Source organism: Hoeflea marina, from assembly GCF_003182275.1.
Taxonomy (GTDB): Bacteria; Pseudomonadota; Alphaproteobacteria; order Rhizobiales; family Rhizobiaceae; genus Hoeflea; species Hoeflea marina.
The window spans coordinates 1081819-1098935 of the sequence record NZ_QGTR01000001.1 but is presented as its reverse complement, the minus strand read 5'-3'; the positions used below and the strand labels follow the sequence as shown (position 1 = coordinate 1098935).

The 17117-nt window shown below is 63.1% G+C and carries 13 protein-coding genes; 8 read left to right on the top strand and 5 right to left on the bottom strand.

The features are described from left to right. Nucleotides 1-3 precede the first annotated feature (3 nt). Nucleotides 4-306, bottom strand: a complete 303-nt coding sequence (locus DFR52_RS04925; RefSeq protein ID WP_110030746.1) for a PepSY domain-containing protein — start codon at nt 304-306, stop codon at nt 4-6. Nucleotides 307-436: 130 nt separating this feature from the next. Here DFR52_RS04925 and DFR52_RS04920 point away from each other — a divergent pair, with 130 nt between their 5' ends. From DFR52_RS04920 to DFR52_RS04910, 3 genes are all read left to right on the top strand, one after another. Next, nucleotides 437-709, top strand: a complete 273-nt coding sequence (locus DFR52_RS04920) for a PepSY domain-containing protein (protein ID WP_110030745.1) — start codon at nt 437-439, stop codon at nt 707-709. Further along, on the top strand, nt 709-1290 hold the full coding sequence (locus tag DFR52_RS04915) for a cytochrome b/b6 domain-containing protein (RefSeq protein WP_110030744.1): 582 nt from the start codon (nt 709-711) through the stop codon (nt 1288-1290). Before DFR52_RS04920 ends, DFR52_RS04915 begins: the two co-directional genes overlap by 1 nt. Before the next feature lie 125 nt (nt 1291-1415). Continuing rightward, nucleotides 1416-1760, top strand: coding sequence for a cupin domain-containing protein (locus tag DFR52_RS04910; protein ID WP_110030743.1), 345 nt, complete (start codon nt 1416-1418; stop codon nt 1758-1760). A 48-nt stretch (nt 1761-1808) separates the two neighbouring features. On the opposite strand, the gene DFR52_RS04905 is transcribed toward DFR52_RS04910, so the two are convergent. After that, on the bottom strand, nt 1809-3071 hold the full coding sequence (locus tag DFR52_RS04905; protein ID WP_110030742.1) for a cytochrome P450: 1263 nt from the start codon (nt 3069-3071) through the stop codon (nt 1809-1811). 438 nt (nt 3072-3509) lie between these two features. Here DFR52_RS04905 and clpP point away from each other — a divergent pair, with 438 nt between their 5' ends. From clpP to hupB, 4 genes are all read left to right on the top strand, one after another. Continuing rightward, nucleotides 3510-4145 carry an ATP-dependent Clp endopeptidase proteolytic subunit ClpP gene (clpP, locus tag DFR52_RS04895; RefSeq protein ID WP_110030740.1) on the top strand — a complete coding sequence of 212 codons (636 nt, stop codon included), beginning with the start codon at nt 3510-3512 and terminating at the stop codon, nt 4143-4145. A 300-nt stretch (nt 4146-4445) separates the two neighbouring features. Then, nucleotides 4446-5723 carry an ATP-dependent Clp protease ATP-binding subunit ClpX gene (gene clpX, locus DFR52_RS04890; RefSeq protein WP_110030739.1) on the top strand — a complete coding sequence of 426 codons (1278 nt, stop codon included), beginning with the start codon at nt 4446-4448 and terminating at the stop codon, nt 5721-5723. A 408-nt stretch (nt 5724-6131) separates the two neighbouring features. Continuing rightward, nucleotides 6132-8567: an endopeptidase La gene (gene lon / locus DFR52_RS04885; RefSeq protein WP_110030738.1), complete on the top strand. Its 2436-nt coding sequence runs from the start codon at nt 6132-6134 to the stop codon at nt 8565-8567. Between the two features lie 184 nt (nt 8568-8751). Next, a complete protein-coding gene (gene hupB / locus DFR52_RS04880) occupies nt 8752-9027 on the top strand; it encodes a DNA-binding protein HupB (RefSeq protein WP_110030737.1) in 276 nt (91 codons plus the stop codon). Between the two features lie 199 nt (nt 9028-9226). Here the strand turns inward: hupB and DFR52_RS04875 are convergent, their stop codons facing one another. Both DFR52_RS04875 and DFR52_RS24160 read right to left on the bottom strand, forming a co-directional pair. After that, nucleotides 9227-10555 (bottom strand): DUF7986 domain-containing protein, encoded by a 1329-nt coding sequence (locus DFR52_RS04875; RefSeq protein ID WP_245415191.1) that lies wholly within the window; start codon nt 10553-10555, stop codon nt 9227-9229. Nucleotides 10556-10682: 127 nt separating this feature from the next. After that, complete coding sequence (locus tag DFR52_RS24160; RefSeq protein ID WP_146215538.1) at nt 10683-11228, bottom strand: hypothetical protein; 546 nt, start codon at nt 11226-11228, stop codon at nt 10683-10685. Nucleotides 11229-11909: 681 nt separating this feature from the next. Here DFR52_RS24160 and dnaE point away from each other — a divergent pair. Next, nucleotides 11910-15482 carry a DNA polymerase III subunit alpha gene (dnaE, locus tag DFR52_RS04870; protein WP_110030735.1) on the top strand — a complete coding sequence of 1191 codons (3573 nt, stop codon included), beginning with the start codon at nt 11910-11912 and terminating at the stop codon, nt 15480-15482. 291 nt (nt 15483-15773) lie between these two features. Here the strand turns inward: dnaE and DFR52_RS04865 are convergent, their stop codons facing one another. After that, nucleotides 15774-17078: a DNA polymerase IV gene (locus DFR52_RS04865; protein ID WP_110030734.1), complete on the bottom strand. Its 1305-nt coding sequence runs from the start codon at nt 17076-17078 to the stop codon at nt 15774-15776. Nucleotides 17079-17117: the final 39 nt, after the last annotated feature.

Below are 17117 nucleotides of genomic sequence, written 5' to 3'. Positions count from 1 at the left end.
GGCTCAATCCTCCTTCTCGTTGCCGAGGATTTTGGCCGTGCGTGCATCGACATGCATTTCGCGCCGCCGACCATCCTTGTCGATCCAGTAGATCTCGTAGATGGCCGCGCCGTGTTCCATGCCGAATTCGATACCGGCAATGGGGCGGTCGATCGACGGCTTTAGCTTTTCGAGAATGTCGGCGAGCGGCATCACCTTGCCACTTTTTTGCGCCCGCTCGAGCGCATTGCGGTCGTCATCGTCAGCGCGAACGGCAGTTGTCGCGACAACGAGGAAGGCAAGAATGCATAGAACGATCTGTCGCATGCGCCAACCCTAGCGTGAAAGAAATGACAAAACGCTGACAATCGTACTCACCCAACTGTCATGCACAGTCCGCCATAACCGGTCCCGTCAACAGGGCAACCGCCCGTCAACATCTACCGGAGACTGACTCATGCGCAAACTTTTCACTTCGTCCATCCTGCTTGCCTCCATCGTCCTGCCGGCCGCAGCAATGGCCGCCGATTGCGGTACCGCTCCCCAGAGTGAATGGATGTCGGAAGCCGATATCTCCGCCAAGGGCGTCGAGCTCGGTTATGACGTCCGTTCGGTCAAGATCGAGGACGGCTGCTACGAAATCTACGGGATTGCCAAGGATGGCGCCAAGGTTGAAGTGCTGCTCAACCCGGTCAGCGCCGAAGTTGTCAGCGTCAAATCGGCCGGCTGATGCGCGCGACCTCGACCATGATGGAAGCCGATGGCGCGATGCCGTCGGCGACCGTCCGGGTGTGGGACCCGCTGGTGAGGATTTTCCACTGGTCGCTGGTCGGCCTCTTCGGCTTTGCCTTCGCCACCGGCGACGAGTGGAGCGGGCCGCATGAGCTGGCGGGCTATGCCATCGCCGCGCTGGTGGCGGTGCGGGTAATCTGGGGGCTGCTGGGATCACGGCACGCGCGGTTTTCGTCCTTCGTGGCGCGTCCGTCGAAAGTGGCGGGGTTTCTTTCCGATACCGCCCGGCTGCGCGCACAGCGTCATCTGGGTCACAATCCCGCCGGCGGCGCAATGGTGGTTGCGCTGCTAATCGCGATTTCCGTAATTGCCGCCAGCGGCTACATGATGACGACCGACCGGTTCTGGGGTGTCGACTGGGTGCAGAGCCTGCACGAGGCAGCAGTCTATGGCACACTCGGGCTGATCGCGCTGCATGTGGGCGGCGTGCTGCTGGCCTCTATCGAACACAGTGAAAACCTCGTTGCGGCGATGATCACAGGCCGCAAGCGTGCACCTGCGGAAGACGATATCGCCTGAGTGCGAAACGATCATGCGGTGGGCAGGGATGTCCGTCGCATGATCCCCGTCGGACCGTTTCCGCCCAACTTGACTTCCGATCCCCGGCCTTGTCCATTCGACCCGTCCACAACGGGAGACCAAGAATGTCCATCCATCTCATCCGGCTCGATCCCGAAAGTGTTGACGTGGAAACAGGGGCTCCGGCTTCCGACCGGCTGATTTCCGGCACACCGGAATTCCGCACCTGGAATGTCGAGGAGCGGGACGGGCTTTGGTGCGGCATCTGGGAGGCGACGCAAGGCAAGTGGCGGATCAGCTATGACGAATGGGAATATTGCCGCATTCTGACCGGGATCTCGGTGCTGACCGAGGACGGCGGCGAGCCAGTGACGGTGAGGGCGGGCGACAGCTTCATCCTGCGTCCGGGATTCAAGGGGACCTGGGAAGTGCTTGAAACCACGCGCAAAGATTACGTCATCAAGGTTTGAATCAAGCGCTTCATGTATCGAGTCAGGCAGGCTGCCTCAGGTCGATAGTCACCAGCTTGCGTTGAGCCGCTCAAGCCCGCGGAAGTGATAGGCGTCGCGCCACCGCGGCGGTTCGGCCAGCGCCAGGGCGGGCAAGCGTTCGAACAGGATCGGCAGCGCGACTTGCAGTTCCAGCCGCGCCAGTGGCGCGCCGATGCAGAAATGCAGCCCGCCGCCAAAGGCCAGTTGCATGCCATCGTCACGGTCGGGGCGAAAACTCCCGGGGTCGGGAAACCGCGCCGGATCGTGGTTGGCCGCACCCAGCATCAGGCCGATGCGGTCACCCTTTCTCAGCGTCACGCCCGGCGAGGGCTCGCAATCCTCCAGCACCCAACGGGTGAACATGTGTAGCGGCGGGTCGAAGCGCATGCATTCCTCCACCGCCAGCGCGGTCGAGCGGTCGTCGGCAAACATCGTCTTCGGATCGGCGCCGGTCGACAGGATCGTGGCCACCGCATTGCCGATCTGGTGCACGGTCGCCTCGTGGCCAGCATTGAGCAGCAGGATCGTGGTCGAGACCAGTTCGGTCGCCGTGAGCCCGTCGTCGCCGGAGCGCGCCGTCAGCATATGGCTTATGAGATCGTCACCGAGCGCCCTGCGGCGGCCGGCAATCAGATCCTCGAGGTAGAGCGTGAACTGGCGCGCCGCCGCGTTGGCGTCGCGCTCGATGTCCTCGTCGCGCAGGAACATGTACATCCGCACCATGCGGTGCGACCAGTCGAGCAGTTGCGGCGTCATCTCCATCGGCACGCCGAGCATGCGGGCGATGATCGTCACCGGAATGATCTCGCCGTAGCTGGCGAGCAGTTCGGCATGCCGGTCGCGCTCGAACCCGTCGATGAGGCTGTGCGCCAGCGCCTCGATGTCGGGCTTGAGCCGCTCGACCTGGCGCGAGACGAACGCGCGGTTCACCAGCGTGCGCAGTCGCGTATGCGCCGGCGGTTCGAGCTCCAGCAACGAGACATCCTCGAGGCGGTCGAAATCCGCCAGATGCGGCTTCGGTAGGGGCCAGCCCAGCTCCTGTCGGCTGGCCACGTGCAGGATCTGGCGGCCGAACCGGCGCTCTCGCAGCGACCTGTTGACCAGATCATGGCCGGCGAAGCACCAGTGGCCGTACTCTTCCCAGAAGATCGCTGGGCCGCGGGCATGGATGGCGGCATAGGCCGGATACGGATCGGTATAGAAACCCGGATCCTTGGGAGAAAGGCGCATGCTTGTACCGTCGAAGACGGGCAGGGTGGGTGCCGGGGCGGCGGATGATGCGGTTGCCATGGGCGAGATCTAACGCAGAATCGCGGACGGTGAAATCCGTGCCCTTGCGGCCGGCCGGATTATCCCTTGCTGTTTTCGGGTGACGGTCGCGGAACGGATGGGGGCCGTCCGCAGGGCTGCGTGCCTGGGGTGCGCCTCGATGGCCCCCGGTCTTCATGTGGAGACTTTCCCGTCGGTCATCGTCCGCCCCGAGGCGGCCGACTGCGACCGGAGGCCCGTGCAGCGGCAGGATCACTTTATTATCGTGGAAAACGGCCCGCTGAAATCGGTGAAATCGCAAGTCTTAACCCGCCCTTAACGGCTCTGGCCAACAAGGGCAGGTCAAAGGGCCGGGGCCTTGCGTCTTGAAGCGCGGGGTGGTCAACCTCTATGTAGAGCATTCTTCAATTGATTCCCCGGCGGGTATGCCGCAGTCGGGCTGTTTGACAAGGGTAGCAGATGACAAAACTTATGGACAACGCGATGATGCTCGTGCCGATGGTCGTCGAGCAGACAAATCGCGGCGAGCGCTCCTACGACATCTTTTCGCGGCTTCTCAAGGAACGCATCATTTTCATCACCGGTCCGATCGAGGACCACATGGCGACCCTGGTGTGCGCGCAGCTTCTGTTCCTGGAAGCCGAGAATCCGAAGAAGGAGATCGCGCTCTACATCAATTCACCCGGCGGCGTCGTGACCGCCGGCATGGCAATCTACGACACGATGCAGTTCATCAAGCCGGCAGTCTCTACACTGTGCGTGGGCCAGGCGGCATCGATGGGATCGCTGCTGCTGTGCGCCGGTCACAAGGACATGCGGTTCGCCACCCCGAATGCCCGCATCATGGTGCATCAGCCATCGGGCGGCTTCCAGGGGCAGGCATCCGATATCGAGCGCCACGCCCAGGACATCATCAAGATGAAGCGCCGCCTCAACGAGATTTACGTCACCCATACGGGGCAGGACCTAGAGACAGTCGAGAAAACGCTCGATCGCGATCATTTCATGACCGCCGAAGAGGCGCTGAGCTTCGGCCTGGTGGACAAGGTGATCGACAAGCGCATCAACATGGAAGCCGGATCCAGTCCTGCCTGAGGCAAAAGTGTCACAAAATAGCCGCCTGCGTCCGGCCCGCGCCATCAATTCGCATTGTGGGGCTGGTTCTGGGCGTTGGCGGCATCCATATTGTGCGTTAAGCCTATGTTGAAGTTCTAGAGCGTAGCATCATTCGAATGCCGGGGATTCGTTGCCAACGGTCATCATTCAGGTCTACCTGATGGTCGTGTTTGTACCCCGTACTTGCCGGACAAGCGTGGTTCGTCTCGGGGCGGATTCGTCAACCGGTGCTTCGTGTCCCGACCCTTAGAAGGTCAGGATAGCTGGAAGGAAATTGAAATGAGCAAAGTCAGCGGTAGCAACGGCGGTGACTCGAAGAATACCCTTTATTGTTCCTTCTGCGGCAAGAGCCAGCATGAAGTGCGCAAGCTGATCGCCGGCCCGACCGTGTTCATCTGCGATGAATGCGTTGAGTTGTGCATGGACATCATTCGCGAGGAAAACAAGTCGTCGATGGTCAAGTCCCGCGACGGGGTGCCCACCCCGCAGGACATCATCAAGACGCTCGACGAGTATGTGATCGGTCAGTTCCACGCCAAGAAGATCCTCTCTGTGGCCGTGCACAATCACTACAAGCGCCTCAACCACTCGTCCAAGAGCGGTGAAGTCGAACTGGCGAAGTCCAACATCCTCCTGGTCGGCCCGACCGGCTGCGGCAAGACCTATCTTGCGCAGACGCTGGCCCGCATCATCGATGTGCCCTTCACCATGGCTGACGCCACGACGCTGACCGAAGCAGGTTATGTCGGCGAGGATGTCGAGAACATCATCCTCAAGCTGCTGCAGTCGGCCGACTACAATGTCGAGCGCGCCCAGCGCGGCATCGTCTACATCGACGAAGTCGACAAGATCTCGCGCAAGTCGGACAATCCTTCGATCACCCGCGACGTGTCGGGCGAGGGAGTGCAGCAGGCGCTGCTCAAGATCATGGAGGGCACGGTTGCCTCGGTCCCGCCTCAGGGCGGCCGCAAGCATCCGCAGCAGGAGTTCCTGCAGGTCGACACCACCAACATCCTGTTCATCTGCGGCGGCGCGTTCTCCGGCCTCGACAAGATCATCTCCGCTCGCGGCGAGAAGACATCGATCGGCTTCGGGGCGACGGTCCGGCATCAGGACGAGCGTCGCATCGGCGACGTTCTGATGGAACTCGAGCCCGAGGATCTGGTGAAATTCGGCCTGATCCCGGAGTTCATCGGCCGTCTGCCTGTGCTGGCGACGCTCGAGGATCTCGATGAATCCGCGCTGATCCAGATTCTGACAGAGCCCAAGAACGCCCTGGTCAAGCAGTACCAGCGGTTGTTCGAGATGGAAGATGTCGAACTGACCTTCCATGAGGATGCCCTCAAGGAAATCGCCAAGCGCGGCATCATCCGCAAGACCGGTGCCCGCGGCCTGAGGTCGATCATGGAGAAGATCCTGCTCGACACCATGTTCGAACTGCCGGAGCTGGAGGGCGTGCGTGAAGTCGTCATCTCCGACGAGGTGGTCAACGGCAATGCGCGTCCGCTCTACATCTATTCGGAACGCGACAAGGAAAAGGGCAACGCCACCGCCTAACGCGGCGCGGGGCGGCCCGGTGGACTGACGGTTGCAAGAGGCGGGGTGGAAACCCCGCCTTTTGAGTCTGAAGCAATGGCCGCTGCAGCGGAGCAGGCGGTTGCCAGGAAGCAGATCGCCTCCGCAATCGGACGCATGCATCGCGCAAGGCAGCGATGTCACGATGCCAGGGTCGGACATCGGACTGGTCCACGGCGGCTGTTGCGTTTGCGGCGCCCGAGGTCTTTTATGCTGTGACGATTCGATGACGCGGTTACATTCGCAACCCTGCCGGCTTGAAACTGGAGTGACATGTCTCCAATTAATCATGCAAAGGGGCTCGCCCCGATGGACGCTGGAGCGACTGCTGGAATGCCGGGGTCGCCGGTGCGTTGCTGAACGGCCGCAGAGGCCAGAAAAGGAAATGACATGCCGGACAATACAGTGGGCGTTTCGAAGTCGCATGATGAGGCAGGCAGCTATCCTGTCCTGCCGCTGCGCGACATCGTTGTCTTCCCCCACATGATCGTGCCGCTCTTTGTCGGCCGTGAAAAATCCATCCGGGCGCTGGAAGAGGTGATGGGTTCGGACAAGCAGATCCTGCTTGCCACCCAGATCAACGCTTCCGATGACGATCCGGATCCGCAGGAAATCTACGACATCGGCACCATCGCCAATGTGCTGCAACTGCTCAAGCTGCCCGATGGCACCGTCAAGGTGCTGGTGGAAGGTCGTTCGCGCGCCGAGATCACCAGCTATCTCGATCGCTCCGAATATTACGAGGCGCGCGCCGTCGAACTCGACGAGCCCGACGAGGATCCGGTCGAGGTCGAAGCGCTGTCCCGCTCGGTGGTCAGCGAGTTCGAGAACTACGTCAAACTGAACAAGAAGATCTCGCCCGAAGTGGTGGGTGCCGCCAGCCAGATCGACGATCACTCCAAGCTCGCCGACACGGTGGCCTCGCACCTTTCGATCAAGATTCCGGAAAAGCAGGACATGCTTGCCACCATCAGCGTCAAGGCGCGGCTGGAGAAGGCGCTCGGCTTCATGGAAGGCGAGATTTCGGTTCTGCAGGTGGAAAAGCGCATCCGCAGCCGCGTCAAGCGGCAGATGGAGAAGACCCAGCGCGAGTACTATCTCAACGAACAGATGAAGGCGATCCAGAAGGAGCTTGGCGAAGGGGAGGACGGCCGCGACGAGATGGCCGAACTGGAACTGCGCATCTCCAAGACAAAACTGTCCAAGGAAGGCCGTGAAAAGGCCGATGCCGAGGTCAAGAAGCTCAAGCAGATGAGCCCGATGTCGGCGGAAGCAACCGTCGTGCGCAACTATCTCGACTGGCTGCTCGGTCTGCCGTGGGGCAAGAAGTCCCGCATCAAGATCGATCTCAATGCCGCCGAGAAGGTGCTGGAGATCGACCATTTCGGCCTCGAGAAGGTCAAGGAGCGTATCGTCGAGTATCTGGCGGTGCAGGCGCGGTCCACAAAGATCAAAGGCCCGATTCTCTGCCTCGTCGGACCTCCCGGCGTGGGCAAGACCTCGCTTGCCAAGTCGATCGCCAAGGCAACCGGGCGCGAATATGTGCGCATGGCGCTTGGCGGCGTTCGCGACGAGGCCGAGATCCGCGGCCACCGGCGCACCTATATCGGCTCGATGCCCGGCAAGGTGATCCAGTCGATGAAGAAGGCCAAGAAGGTCAATCCGCTGTTCCTGCTCGACGAGATCGACAAGATGGGCCAGGACTTCCGCGGCGATCCGTCTTCGGCGCTGCTGGAGGTGCTTGATCCGGAACAGAACTCGACGTTCATGGACCACTATCTCGAGGTGGAATATGATCTGTCGAACGTGATGTTCATCACCACTGCCAACACGCTCAACATTCCGGCGCCGCTGATGGACCGGATGGAGATCATCCGCATCGCCGGCTACACGGAAGACGAGAAGCTGCAGATCGCCCGCAGGCACCTCTTGCCCAAGGCGTTGCGTGATCATGCCTTGCAGGCCAAGGAGTTCTCGATCACCGACGAGGCCATCTACACGCTCATCCGCACCTATACGCGGGAAGCCGGCGTCCGCAACCTCGAGCGCGAGTTGATGAAGCTGGCCCGCAAGGTGGTGACCGAGATCCTCAAGACCGGCATCAAGTCGGTCGAGGTGACGGACGCCAATGTCGCCGATTATCTTGGCGTTCCGCGGTTCCGCCATGGTGAAACCGAGGGCGAGGACATGGTCGGTGTCGTCACCGGGCTTGCCTGGACCGAAGTGGGCGGCGAGTTGCTGACCATCGAGGCCGTCATGATGCCCGGCAAGGGCAAGATGACCGTGACCGGCAATCTGCGCGACGTGATGAAGGAATCGATCTCCGCGGCGGCCTCCTATGTCCGCTCGCGCGCGGTGGATTTCGGCATCGAGCCGCCGCAGTTCGACAAGCGCGACATCCACGTGCATGTGCCGGAAGGCGCCACGCCCAAGGACGGACCTTCGGCAGGTGTGGCGATGGTCACGTCGATCGTTTCGACTATGACCGGCATTCCGGTGCGCAAGGATGTCGCCATGACCGGCGAGATCACGCTTCGCGGCCGGGTGCTGCCCATCGGCGGTCTCAAGGAGAAGCTGCTGGCGGCGTTGCGCGGCGGCATCAAGACGGTGATGATCCCGGCCGAGAACGCCAAGGACCTTCCGGAGATCCCGGACAATGTGAAGAACGGCCTGGAGATCATTCCGGTCTCGCATCTGAGTGAAGTGCTCAAGCATGCGCTGGTCCGGGCCCCGGTGCCGATCGTCTGGGATCCTGATGCGAAGAAGCCGGATGCGCCCATTGCTGCGGATGCCTCGGACGATACCGGAGCGGCCATCGCCCATTGACGGCGGCGGACGGAAATGCCTAAGAGCAAAGCGGGCGGGTTATCCCCGCCCGTTTTCTATTTTAGCAAGGAAATCAGGGCAAAACCCCGGGAATCGCTCAAGATTTCTTGCTTGGTCCGCGTAGATGCGTAGGATCGCCGCGATGCCCGAATTGAGTCGTCAAAAGCTATGAAAGGGAAATACCATGAACAAGAATGAGCTCGTGTCCGCTGTGGCAGAGAAGGCCGGAATCAGCAAGGGTGACGCCACGGTTGCAGTCGAGTCGGTTTTCGACACGATCAGCGCGGAACTGAAGAGCGGCGGCGACGTCCGTCTCATCGGCTTTGGCAATTTCACTGTCTCGCATCGCGAAGCCTCCAAGGGCCGCAATCCGTCGACCGGCGCCGAAGTTGACATTCCTGCCCGCAACGTGCCGAAGTTCTCGGCCGGCAAGGGCCTGAAGGACGCCGTCAACTCCTAAACCAGTTCGGTTCAGCAAGCATGAAAGCCCGGGTGCGAGCCCGGGCTTTTGCGCGCGCGCCGCTGGTCGATACGGCACGTCCGCGCCCGTTTGGCCCGCGACCTGCCGCTAAGCGGGCACAGCCCGATTGCCGGCGCTGCCAAGAACGGACCGCGGCAGATGCTCGATGCTGCGCCGCGGCTTCATCAAGAGCTGGCGGTCACCGGCGCAGATCCGCGACACCCAGTTCATGCCACATCCAGTCGAAGCTGTAGGTGGCCACCGTGTCGGCGGAATTGGGCCGCTTCGCGGTCTGGTTCTCAAGATACTTGATCCAGTTGGCGACTTTCTCGCGGCCCTTTGCGGTCTTTGCCATCTGCCGCGGCGTCTTGTTGTCGAGCATGCCGACGGGTTGGTCGAGGGTGTCGCGATATTGCCGGTCCATGTGGCGGTGGACAACCTGCTCGTAGATCTCGGGCGGGATATCTGATCCGGTCTCGACCTGATCCTGGGCGGGAGCATCCGCCATCAACTGCTCTACGGTGCGGATCTCCGTGAGCGGAGGACCGACGAGATCGCCGAGCGCGTGTCGGATCAGGTCCGCCCCACTGCTTGCACGTCGTGCCGAATTGGCCGACAACTTCACGAAGCGTCCCTTGATCTCGACATTTCCAAGCACGCGCAGTCCACTCTCCAGGATGCTGTCGATACTGCTGCCGGTGCCGGGCGCTTGATTGTCTTCGGCTTGCTCCTCCCGCAGCCAGTTCCAGAAGGTGGGGCTTGCCTGCTCCAGGGTGGTAATGGTGTTGAGACGGGCCGCAATGCGTTTGTCGGTCGCACCGGAAGCGACTGGAAACCTCACATCGTGGAAGAGCAGATCGTCGCCGTCAGAGTTCCGCATTTCCGGAGCCGCCGCCGCGACCGACCGCGTAAGCGTGTCGAACAGCCAGGCAACGGTGAACATGGACGCTTCCGCTTTCAGATCCTCGCTCCTGACAAACCGCTTCCTGTCTGCCTGCCTTTTCTTGAGCACAAAACGCAGGTCCTCGATCAGTTCGTCGGCGGCCGGCTGGGTGAACGGCAGAACACTGCCGGACAGCACGTTCCTGCCCATCATCGGCACGATCCGGCCGGCGATCCGATCCCATTGCTTCAGGGTCTTGGTGGCCGTTCCCTCCGTGACGGTGATCGGCTCGCCGCCGCGAAGGAGGTCGCGGGCCATGAACGATTCGCCAGGCAAGATGTCACTGACCTCGTAGAGGCTCATCACTGAGATCCGCAATGCCCGCATGTAGGCTTTCGTCTGGGCACTTTCCTTCCAGCCGCGCCGCTTGAGATACTCATCGACGAAGTTGCCGCCTTCGACCGCGAAGTTCTGTGTCAGGAAATCCTCGAAAGCGCAGCCCCACAGCGTCAAGGCCCAGTGCTCGCCGAGGATATCGACAATGTCGTCGAAGACCATGTCTTCCGCATCGAGGGCAGGGCCAAAATGCGCATCGAACACCGACTGGAAACACGCGCTCCATTCCGGGCGGGTGAGGAATTTCATCAGTCCATTCAAGTCGTTATATGACGGCATGTCGGATCTCCCCGTCGGATCGAATGCGTAAGCGGTCTCGGTGACGAAACCAGGCGAGGCGCCGTTCGCAACCCTGTTCCGTCATGGCTTCGCAAAGTCAGGCGATCCCCCGAGGATATCGAATGCCGCACAGATTCTCCATAACCAGAAAGCAGAGGAAGCGCCGCTGATCCGGCTTCAAACAGTGGCCGAATCGCAAAAGCGCCTGCCTGGCGGGCGAACTCCGCCGTCCGATCACAGCGCTGGGGGGATGCCGCGCCGGGCATGCACCTGACCGCGAAGCCGGATCGGCCGGCTGCATCCCGCCATGCAGGACTTGATGCGAGATGTCGCCGTCGTCGGGAAGGCCCTCTTGATCCGCACTGTCATCGCCGGTCCATCGGGCCGTCGGGCCGGCACGCTTCGATCGGGCTGCGGCGAGGCCGATGCCTGATCGATCGGGACCAGAGTGCAGGAGCCGGAGAGGAGTACCGGAACTGCCGGAATGCCCCAATACACGAGTTGACAACAGAACAAAAAAGGAACATAGAAGATACATAACGGAAAAACAGGAGATACCCATGCCTGCATTCGCCCGCGACCTCGCCGCTTTTGTTTCCATGTCCTTGTTCGTAGCCAGCTTCGCCGTGGTCGTCATGGCCATCTGAGTTCGTACGGCGCTCCGGCAGGTTCCCGCCCCGGAAGCGCCGGCGGATGCCCGGCCGCGGCCAAAGCTGTGGTGCAGGGCGGCTCTGGCGCCGCCAATGCCAGAGCCAGCATTTTTGCCGGGCGCCGCCGAGGCGGCGCCGGCTTGCTGACGGAATGCGAACCGTCTTGCGCCGGCCCGGGCCGGATGTGTGGCATATGCCCGGAGCGCGTCGGCGTGAGGAACCCAGGCGGAATTCGTCCCGCCCGGATGCGGGCATTCCGATTTGCTGCTCGAAGCCCTCCTGCGCTCCGCCGTCCCCCGGACGGTCGGTGTGCCGGGGCGGCGCCTTGCCTGATCTCCCCGGCTTGGGCAAGGCTTCGGCCCGCCCGGGCGCGGCCCGACCGGCGCGACATCGTCTGCGTCTGGTGCCCTTCTTCGATGGCGTTGCCTTGGTGGGGGCGTTGTTCGCCTCGCTATGACGCCGCTGCCTGCCGCCGGCGGTAATGTGCGTGCGCTCCCAAAACGGGCTGAAGCGATTGCGCATTTTCGGCCGCGCCCGGGCGTGTGATCGGGGCCGATGGACGCCAGGTTCCGGAAACCCCTGCACAGTTCGGCGCGGGGCGGATTTGCTATGGACTTTGCCTTCCCCGCTCCCGACAATCGCTGCTTGGGACTCAAACGGGATATCGGGCAGGCATGGCACGGGACAAGAGGGCGGAACTGCTGGCAAATCTGGCCGCCGGACCGGCGCGGGGCGCCTCCTCAAGGCAGGGTGCCGGCGGAGCCGAACTGGGCGAGGGCGCCGACTGGCCCGGCTTTGTTCATCTTCGGGTGCATTCCGCCTACTCGCTGCTCGAAGGCGCGCTGCCGATCAAGAAGCTGCTCAAGCGCGCGGTCGCCGACCGGCAGCCCGCCATGGCGATCGCCGACACCAACAATCTCTTCGGCGCGCTGGAATTTTCGGTCAAGGCGATGGAGGATGGCGTACAGCCAATCATCGGCTGCCAACTCGACATCGACATGGAAGACGGCGAGGAGGGTGATCGCCGCTCGCATCGCGACGCGCTGCAACGGCGTCCCGCCGTGGTGCTTCTGGCCGCGACGCCTGACGGTTATGCCCGGCTCGTCGATCTCGTCAGCCGCACCTATCTGCTCGGCGACGGCGCGGAGCGGCCGCATATCAAGCTGTCCTGGCTGGCTGAGGGTGCCGGCGGCCTGATTGCGCTCTCGGGCGCGTCCGGGGGACCGATCGACCAGAGCCTGCGCGAGGGGCATGGCGAGCGCGCCGTGGCGCGGCTCAGGCGGTTCAAGTCCATCTTCGGCGACCGGTTCTATCTCGAGCTGCAACGCCAGGGCGCCTATGACCGTGTCCACGAGGGCCGGATGATCGCGCTGGCCTACGATGAGTCAGTGCCGCTGGTGGCCACCAGCGAGGCCTTTTTCCCGACCCCGGCCGACTACGAGGCACATGACGCCCTGATGGCTGTGGCGCACAACGCGGTGATGTCGGACGACCGCCGGCCCCGACTCACTCCGGATCACTGCCTGAAGAACCGCGCCGAGGTGATGGCTCTCTTCGCCGACATTCCCGAGGCCCTCTCCAATACGGTGGAGATCGCACGGCGCTGTTCGGCGGTGGTGGAGCGGCGGGCGCCGATCCTGCCGCGGTTCACCAGCGCGGGTGAGGATGGCGACGAGCAGGCTGCGCTGGCGGCGGAGGCGGCCGAACTCAGGCGGCAATCGATCGAGGGACTTGACGAGCGCCTCTCCCGCATCGGCATGGCGGCCGGCTTCGACGAGGCAACTTACCGGGCGCGGCTCGAGACCGAACTCGGCATCATCGAGCGGATGGGTTTTCCGGGCTACTTTCTCATCGTGGCCGACTTCATCAAATGGGCCAAGGACAACGACATTCCCGTGGGACCCGGGCGCGGTTCGGGCGCGGGCTCGCTGGTCGCCTATGCACTGACCATTACCGACGTCGATCCGCTGCGTTTTTCGCTGCTGTTCGAGCGCTTCCTCAACCCCGAGCGCGTGTCGATGCCCGACTTCGACATCGATTTCTGCCAGGACCGCCGAGAGGAGGTGATCCGCTACGTGCAGAAGAAGTACGGCCGCGAACAGGTGGGGCAGATCATCACCTTCGGAAGCCTGCAGGCGCGCGCCGCGCTGCGCGACGTCGGCCGGGTGCTGGAAATGCCCTACGGGCTGGTCGACCGCATCTGCAAGCTGGTTCCCAACAATCCGGCCAATCCCACTCCGCTCGGCAAGGCGATCGAGGAGGAGCCGAAATTCGCCGAGGAAGTGGAAAAGGAGCCCGCGGTCGGCAAGCTGCTCGACATCGCCCAGAAACTCGAGGGCCTCTACCGTCACGCCTCGACCCATGCCGCCGGCATCGTCATCGGCGACCGGCCGCTGTGGAACCTCGTGCCGATGTATCGCGACCCGCGCTCCGATATGCCGGTCACCCAGTTCAACATGAAATGGGTCGAGCAGGCGGGACTGGTCAAGTTCGACTTCCTTGGCCTCAAGACGCTCACCGTGCTGAAGATGGCCGTCGGCTTCATCGCCAAGCGGGGCATCACCGTCGACCTGCCGGCGCTGCCGCTCGACGACAAGCCCACCTACGAGATGCTGTCGCGCGGCGAGACGGTGGGCGTGTTCCAGGTGGAATCCGCCGGCATGCGCAAGGCGCTCATCGGCATGCGGCCCGACCGCATCGAGGACATCATTGCCCTGGTGGCGCTCTACCGCCCGGGGCCGATGGAGAACATCCCCGTCTACAACGCGCGCAAGCACGGCGAGGAGGAACTCGCATCGATTCATCCGAAGATCGACCGGCTGATCGCCGAAACCCAGGGCGTGATCGTCTACCAGGAACAGGTGATGGAAATCGCCCAGGTGCTCTCGGGCTATTCGCTCGGCGAAGCCGACATGCTGCGACGCGCCATGGGCAAGAAGATCCAGGCGGAGATGGACCAGCAGCGGGCCCGCTTCGTCGATGGCGCCGTTGAACGCGGCGTCTCCAAGCCGCAGGCCAACCTGATCTTCGACCTGCTTGCCAAGTTCGCCAATTACGGCTTCAACAAGTCGCATGCGGCCGCCTACGGCATCGTCTCCTACCAGACCGCCTATCTGAAGGCGCATTACCCCGTCGAGTTCCTCGCCGCGTCGATGACGCTCGACATGTCCAACACCGACAAGCTCAACGATTTCCGGCAGGATGCGCGCCGGCTGGGCATCGAGGTGGTGCCGCCGTCGGTGCAGACCTCGTTCCGCCATTTCGAGACCGGCGACAACAAGATCTTCTATGCGCTTGCCGCCATCAAGGGCGTGGGCGAGGGGGCCGTCGACCATCTGGTCGAGGCGCGGGGAGACACGCCGTTTGCATCGCTCGAGGATTTTTGCCTGCGGGTCGATCCGCGCCAGGTCAACCGACGCATGCTCGAGAGCCTGATCGCCGCCGGCGCGTTCGACTGCTTCGGCCATGACCGTGCCAGCCTGGTGGCGGGCATCGACAGGATGATGGGCTTTGCCAACCGCGCGGCGGAAAACCGCGCCAGCGGTCAGAGCGACATGTTCGGCTCGGGCGGCGGCAGCGCCGCGGTGGCCGAGACGATCCAGCTGCCGGTGACCGAAATCTGGGTCGCCTCGGAGAAGCTGCAGCGCGAGTACCAGGCGCTGGGCTTCTATCTCTCGGCCCATCCGCTCGATGCCTATGCCGATCTGTTGCGCAAGATGCGGGTGCAGAACTGGGCCGATTTCTCGCTGGCCGTGAAGGCGGGCGCCACCGCCGGCCGGCTTGCGGGAACAGTGACCGGCAAGCAGGAGCGAAAGACCAAGACCGGCAACAAGATGGGCATCGTCACCTTCTCGGACGGCACCGGCCAGTTCGAGGCGGTGCTGTTTTCCGAGGCGCTGGCGCTGTACCGGGACATTCTAGAGCCGGGTCAGTCGCTGGTCATCACCGTGCACGCCGACGAGCGGCCCGAGGGAATCGGGCTGAGGATCCAGACGGCGGAATCGCTCGAGGATCGGGCGGTGCGCGACCAGACGGCGTTGCGGATCTACATGCGCGATTCCACGCCGCTGAAGCTGGTCACGAGCCAGCTCAAGGGCCGCGGCGAGGGGCAGGTGTCCTTCATCATGATCAAGGACGGCGGCAAGCGCGAGATCGAGGTGGAACTGCCGGACCGCTACCGGATCTCGCCGCAGATCGCCTCGGCGCTCAAGGCCGCGCCTGGCGTGCTCGACGTCGAACTGGTGTAGCGGCAGCGATCGCTGCCGCCGCGGACCGGTCTTGAATTTTCCCGGTCACACCAGCGGCTTGGCGCCATATGCTCGCAGGCCCGACCTGATCGGGACGCAGATTGCCTGGATGCTCCGGCAGTGAGTCAGGCATTTCACGGAAGTGCCTGATCCTGGAATCTTATGAGGAAAGGCTGAAGTGAATTGGGGTGATGCGCCACCGCATCGGGAGGCCGAGCCTGCCGTCGTGGCCAGGGATCCGCTTTCGCGCGCCAGGCAGGCCTGCCGCTGGTTGCTGCCGCAGCGCGCCGGTCACTCCTCCACATCCGGTCGGCGGCGCAGACCCTTGCCGAAGGTGTAGCCTGTCTCGACGATGTCGCGGCCGAACCTGGCCCGCACCTTGTCCATCGCCGTCTCGACGCTGGCGCGGCGGGCGGCCGCGGGATCGACCAGATCGGGCGGGTCGGCCTGAGCCGGATCGGCGAGATCGGTGACGCCGATGCCGATGAGGCGAAAGCGCGCGCCGTCGAGCTCGCGCAGCAGCAGATGATGGCCGGTGCGGAAGATCCGGTCGGCGAGCATCGTCGGATCGTCGAGCTTGTGGTTGCGGGTGCGGCTCTTGAAGTCGGCGGTCTTGAGCTTGAGCACCACGGTCTGGCCGGCGTGGCCGCCTGACTTGAGCCGCGCCGAGACCTTCTCCGACAATTGCCTGAGGATCGGCACCAGATCTTCCGCGCGGGAGAGATCGGTGTTGAAGGTGGTTTCAGCCGACACGCTCTTGGCGGGATCGTTGGCATGCACCGTGCGGTCGTCCTCGCCCCGGGCGAGATGATAGAGCCGTTTGCCCATGACCCCGTAGGAGCGCATCAGCGCTGTCAGCTCCATGTGCTGCAACTGGCCGATGGTGCGGATGCCGTCGCGCTCGAGGGTCGCAGTGAAGGCCTTGCCGACGCCCCAGATCAACGAGACAGGTTTCGGAGCCAGAAAGGCCAGCGCCTCGGCCCTGCCGATGACCGAATAGCCGCGCGGCTTGTCGAGATCGGATGCCACCTTGGCGAGAAACTTGCAGTAGGAGAGCCCGACCGAAAGCGTGATGCCGATCTCGCTTTCCACCCGGGCCGCGAAGCGTGCCAGCGTTCGGGCTGCCGTCTCCTTGTGCAAGAGCGCCGTGCCGGTGAGGTCGAGGAAGGCCTCGTCGATGGAGATCGGCTGCACCAACGGCGTCAGGTCACCCATCATCTGGCGCACCTGGCGGCCGACACGGACGTATTTTTCCATGTCCGGGCGGATCACCACCGCCTCGGGACAGGCCTCCAGCGCCTTGAACATCGGCATCGCCGAGCGCACGCCATGGATGCGGGCGATGTAGCAACAGGTGGAGACGACGCCGCGCTTGCCGCCGCCGATGATCACCGGCTTGTCGATCAATGCCGGATTGTCCCGCTTCTCGACAGTGGCATAGAATGCGTCGCAGTCGACATGGGCAAGTGTCAGCGTGTCGATCTCCGCATGGCGCACCAGCCTCGGGCTGCCGCAGGCATGGCAGCGCCGCCCCTCCGCGCGCGCGGGGACCAGGCAATCGCGGCAAAAGCCGGGGGCGGGAGCAGCTGCGGACATGATGAGAACAAATATTGAACATCGAGGAGTTACGCAATA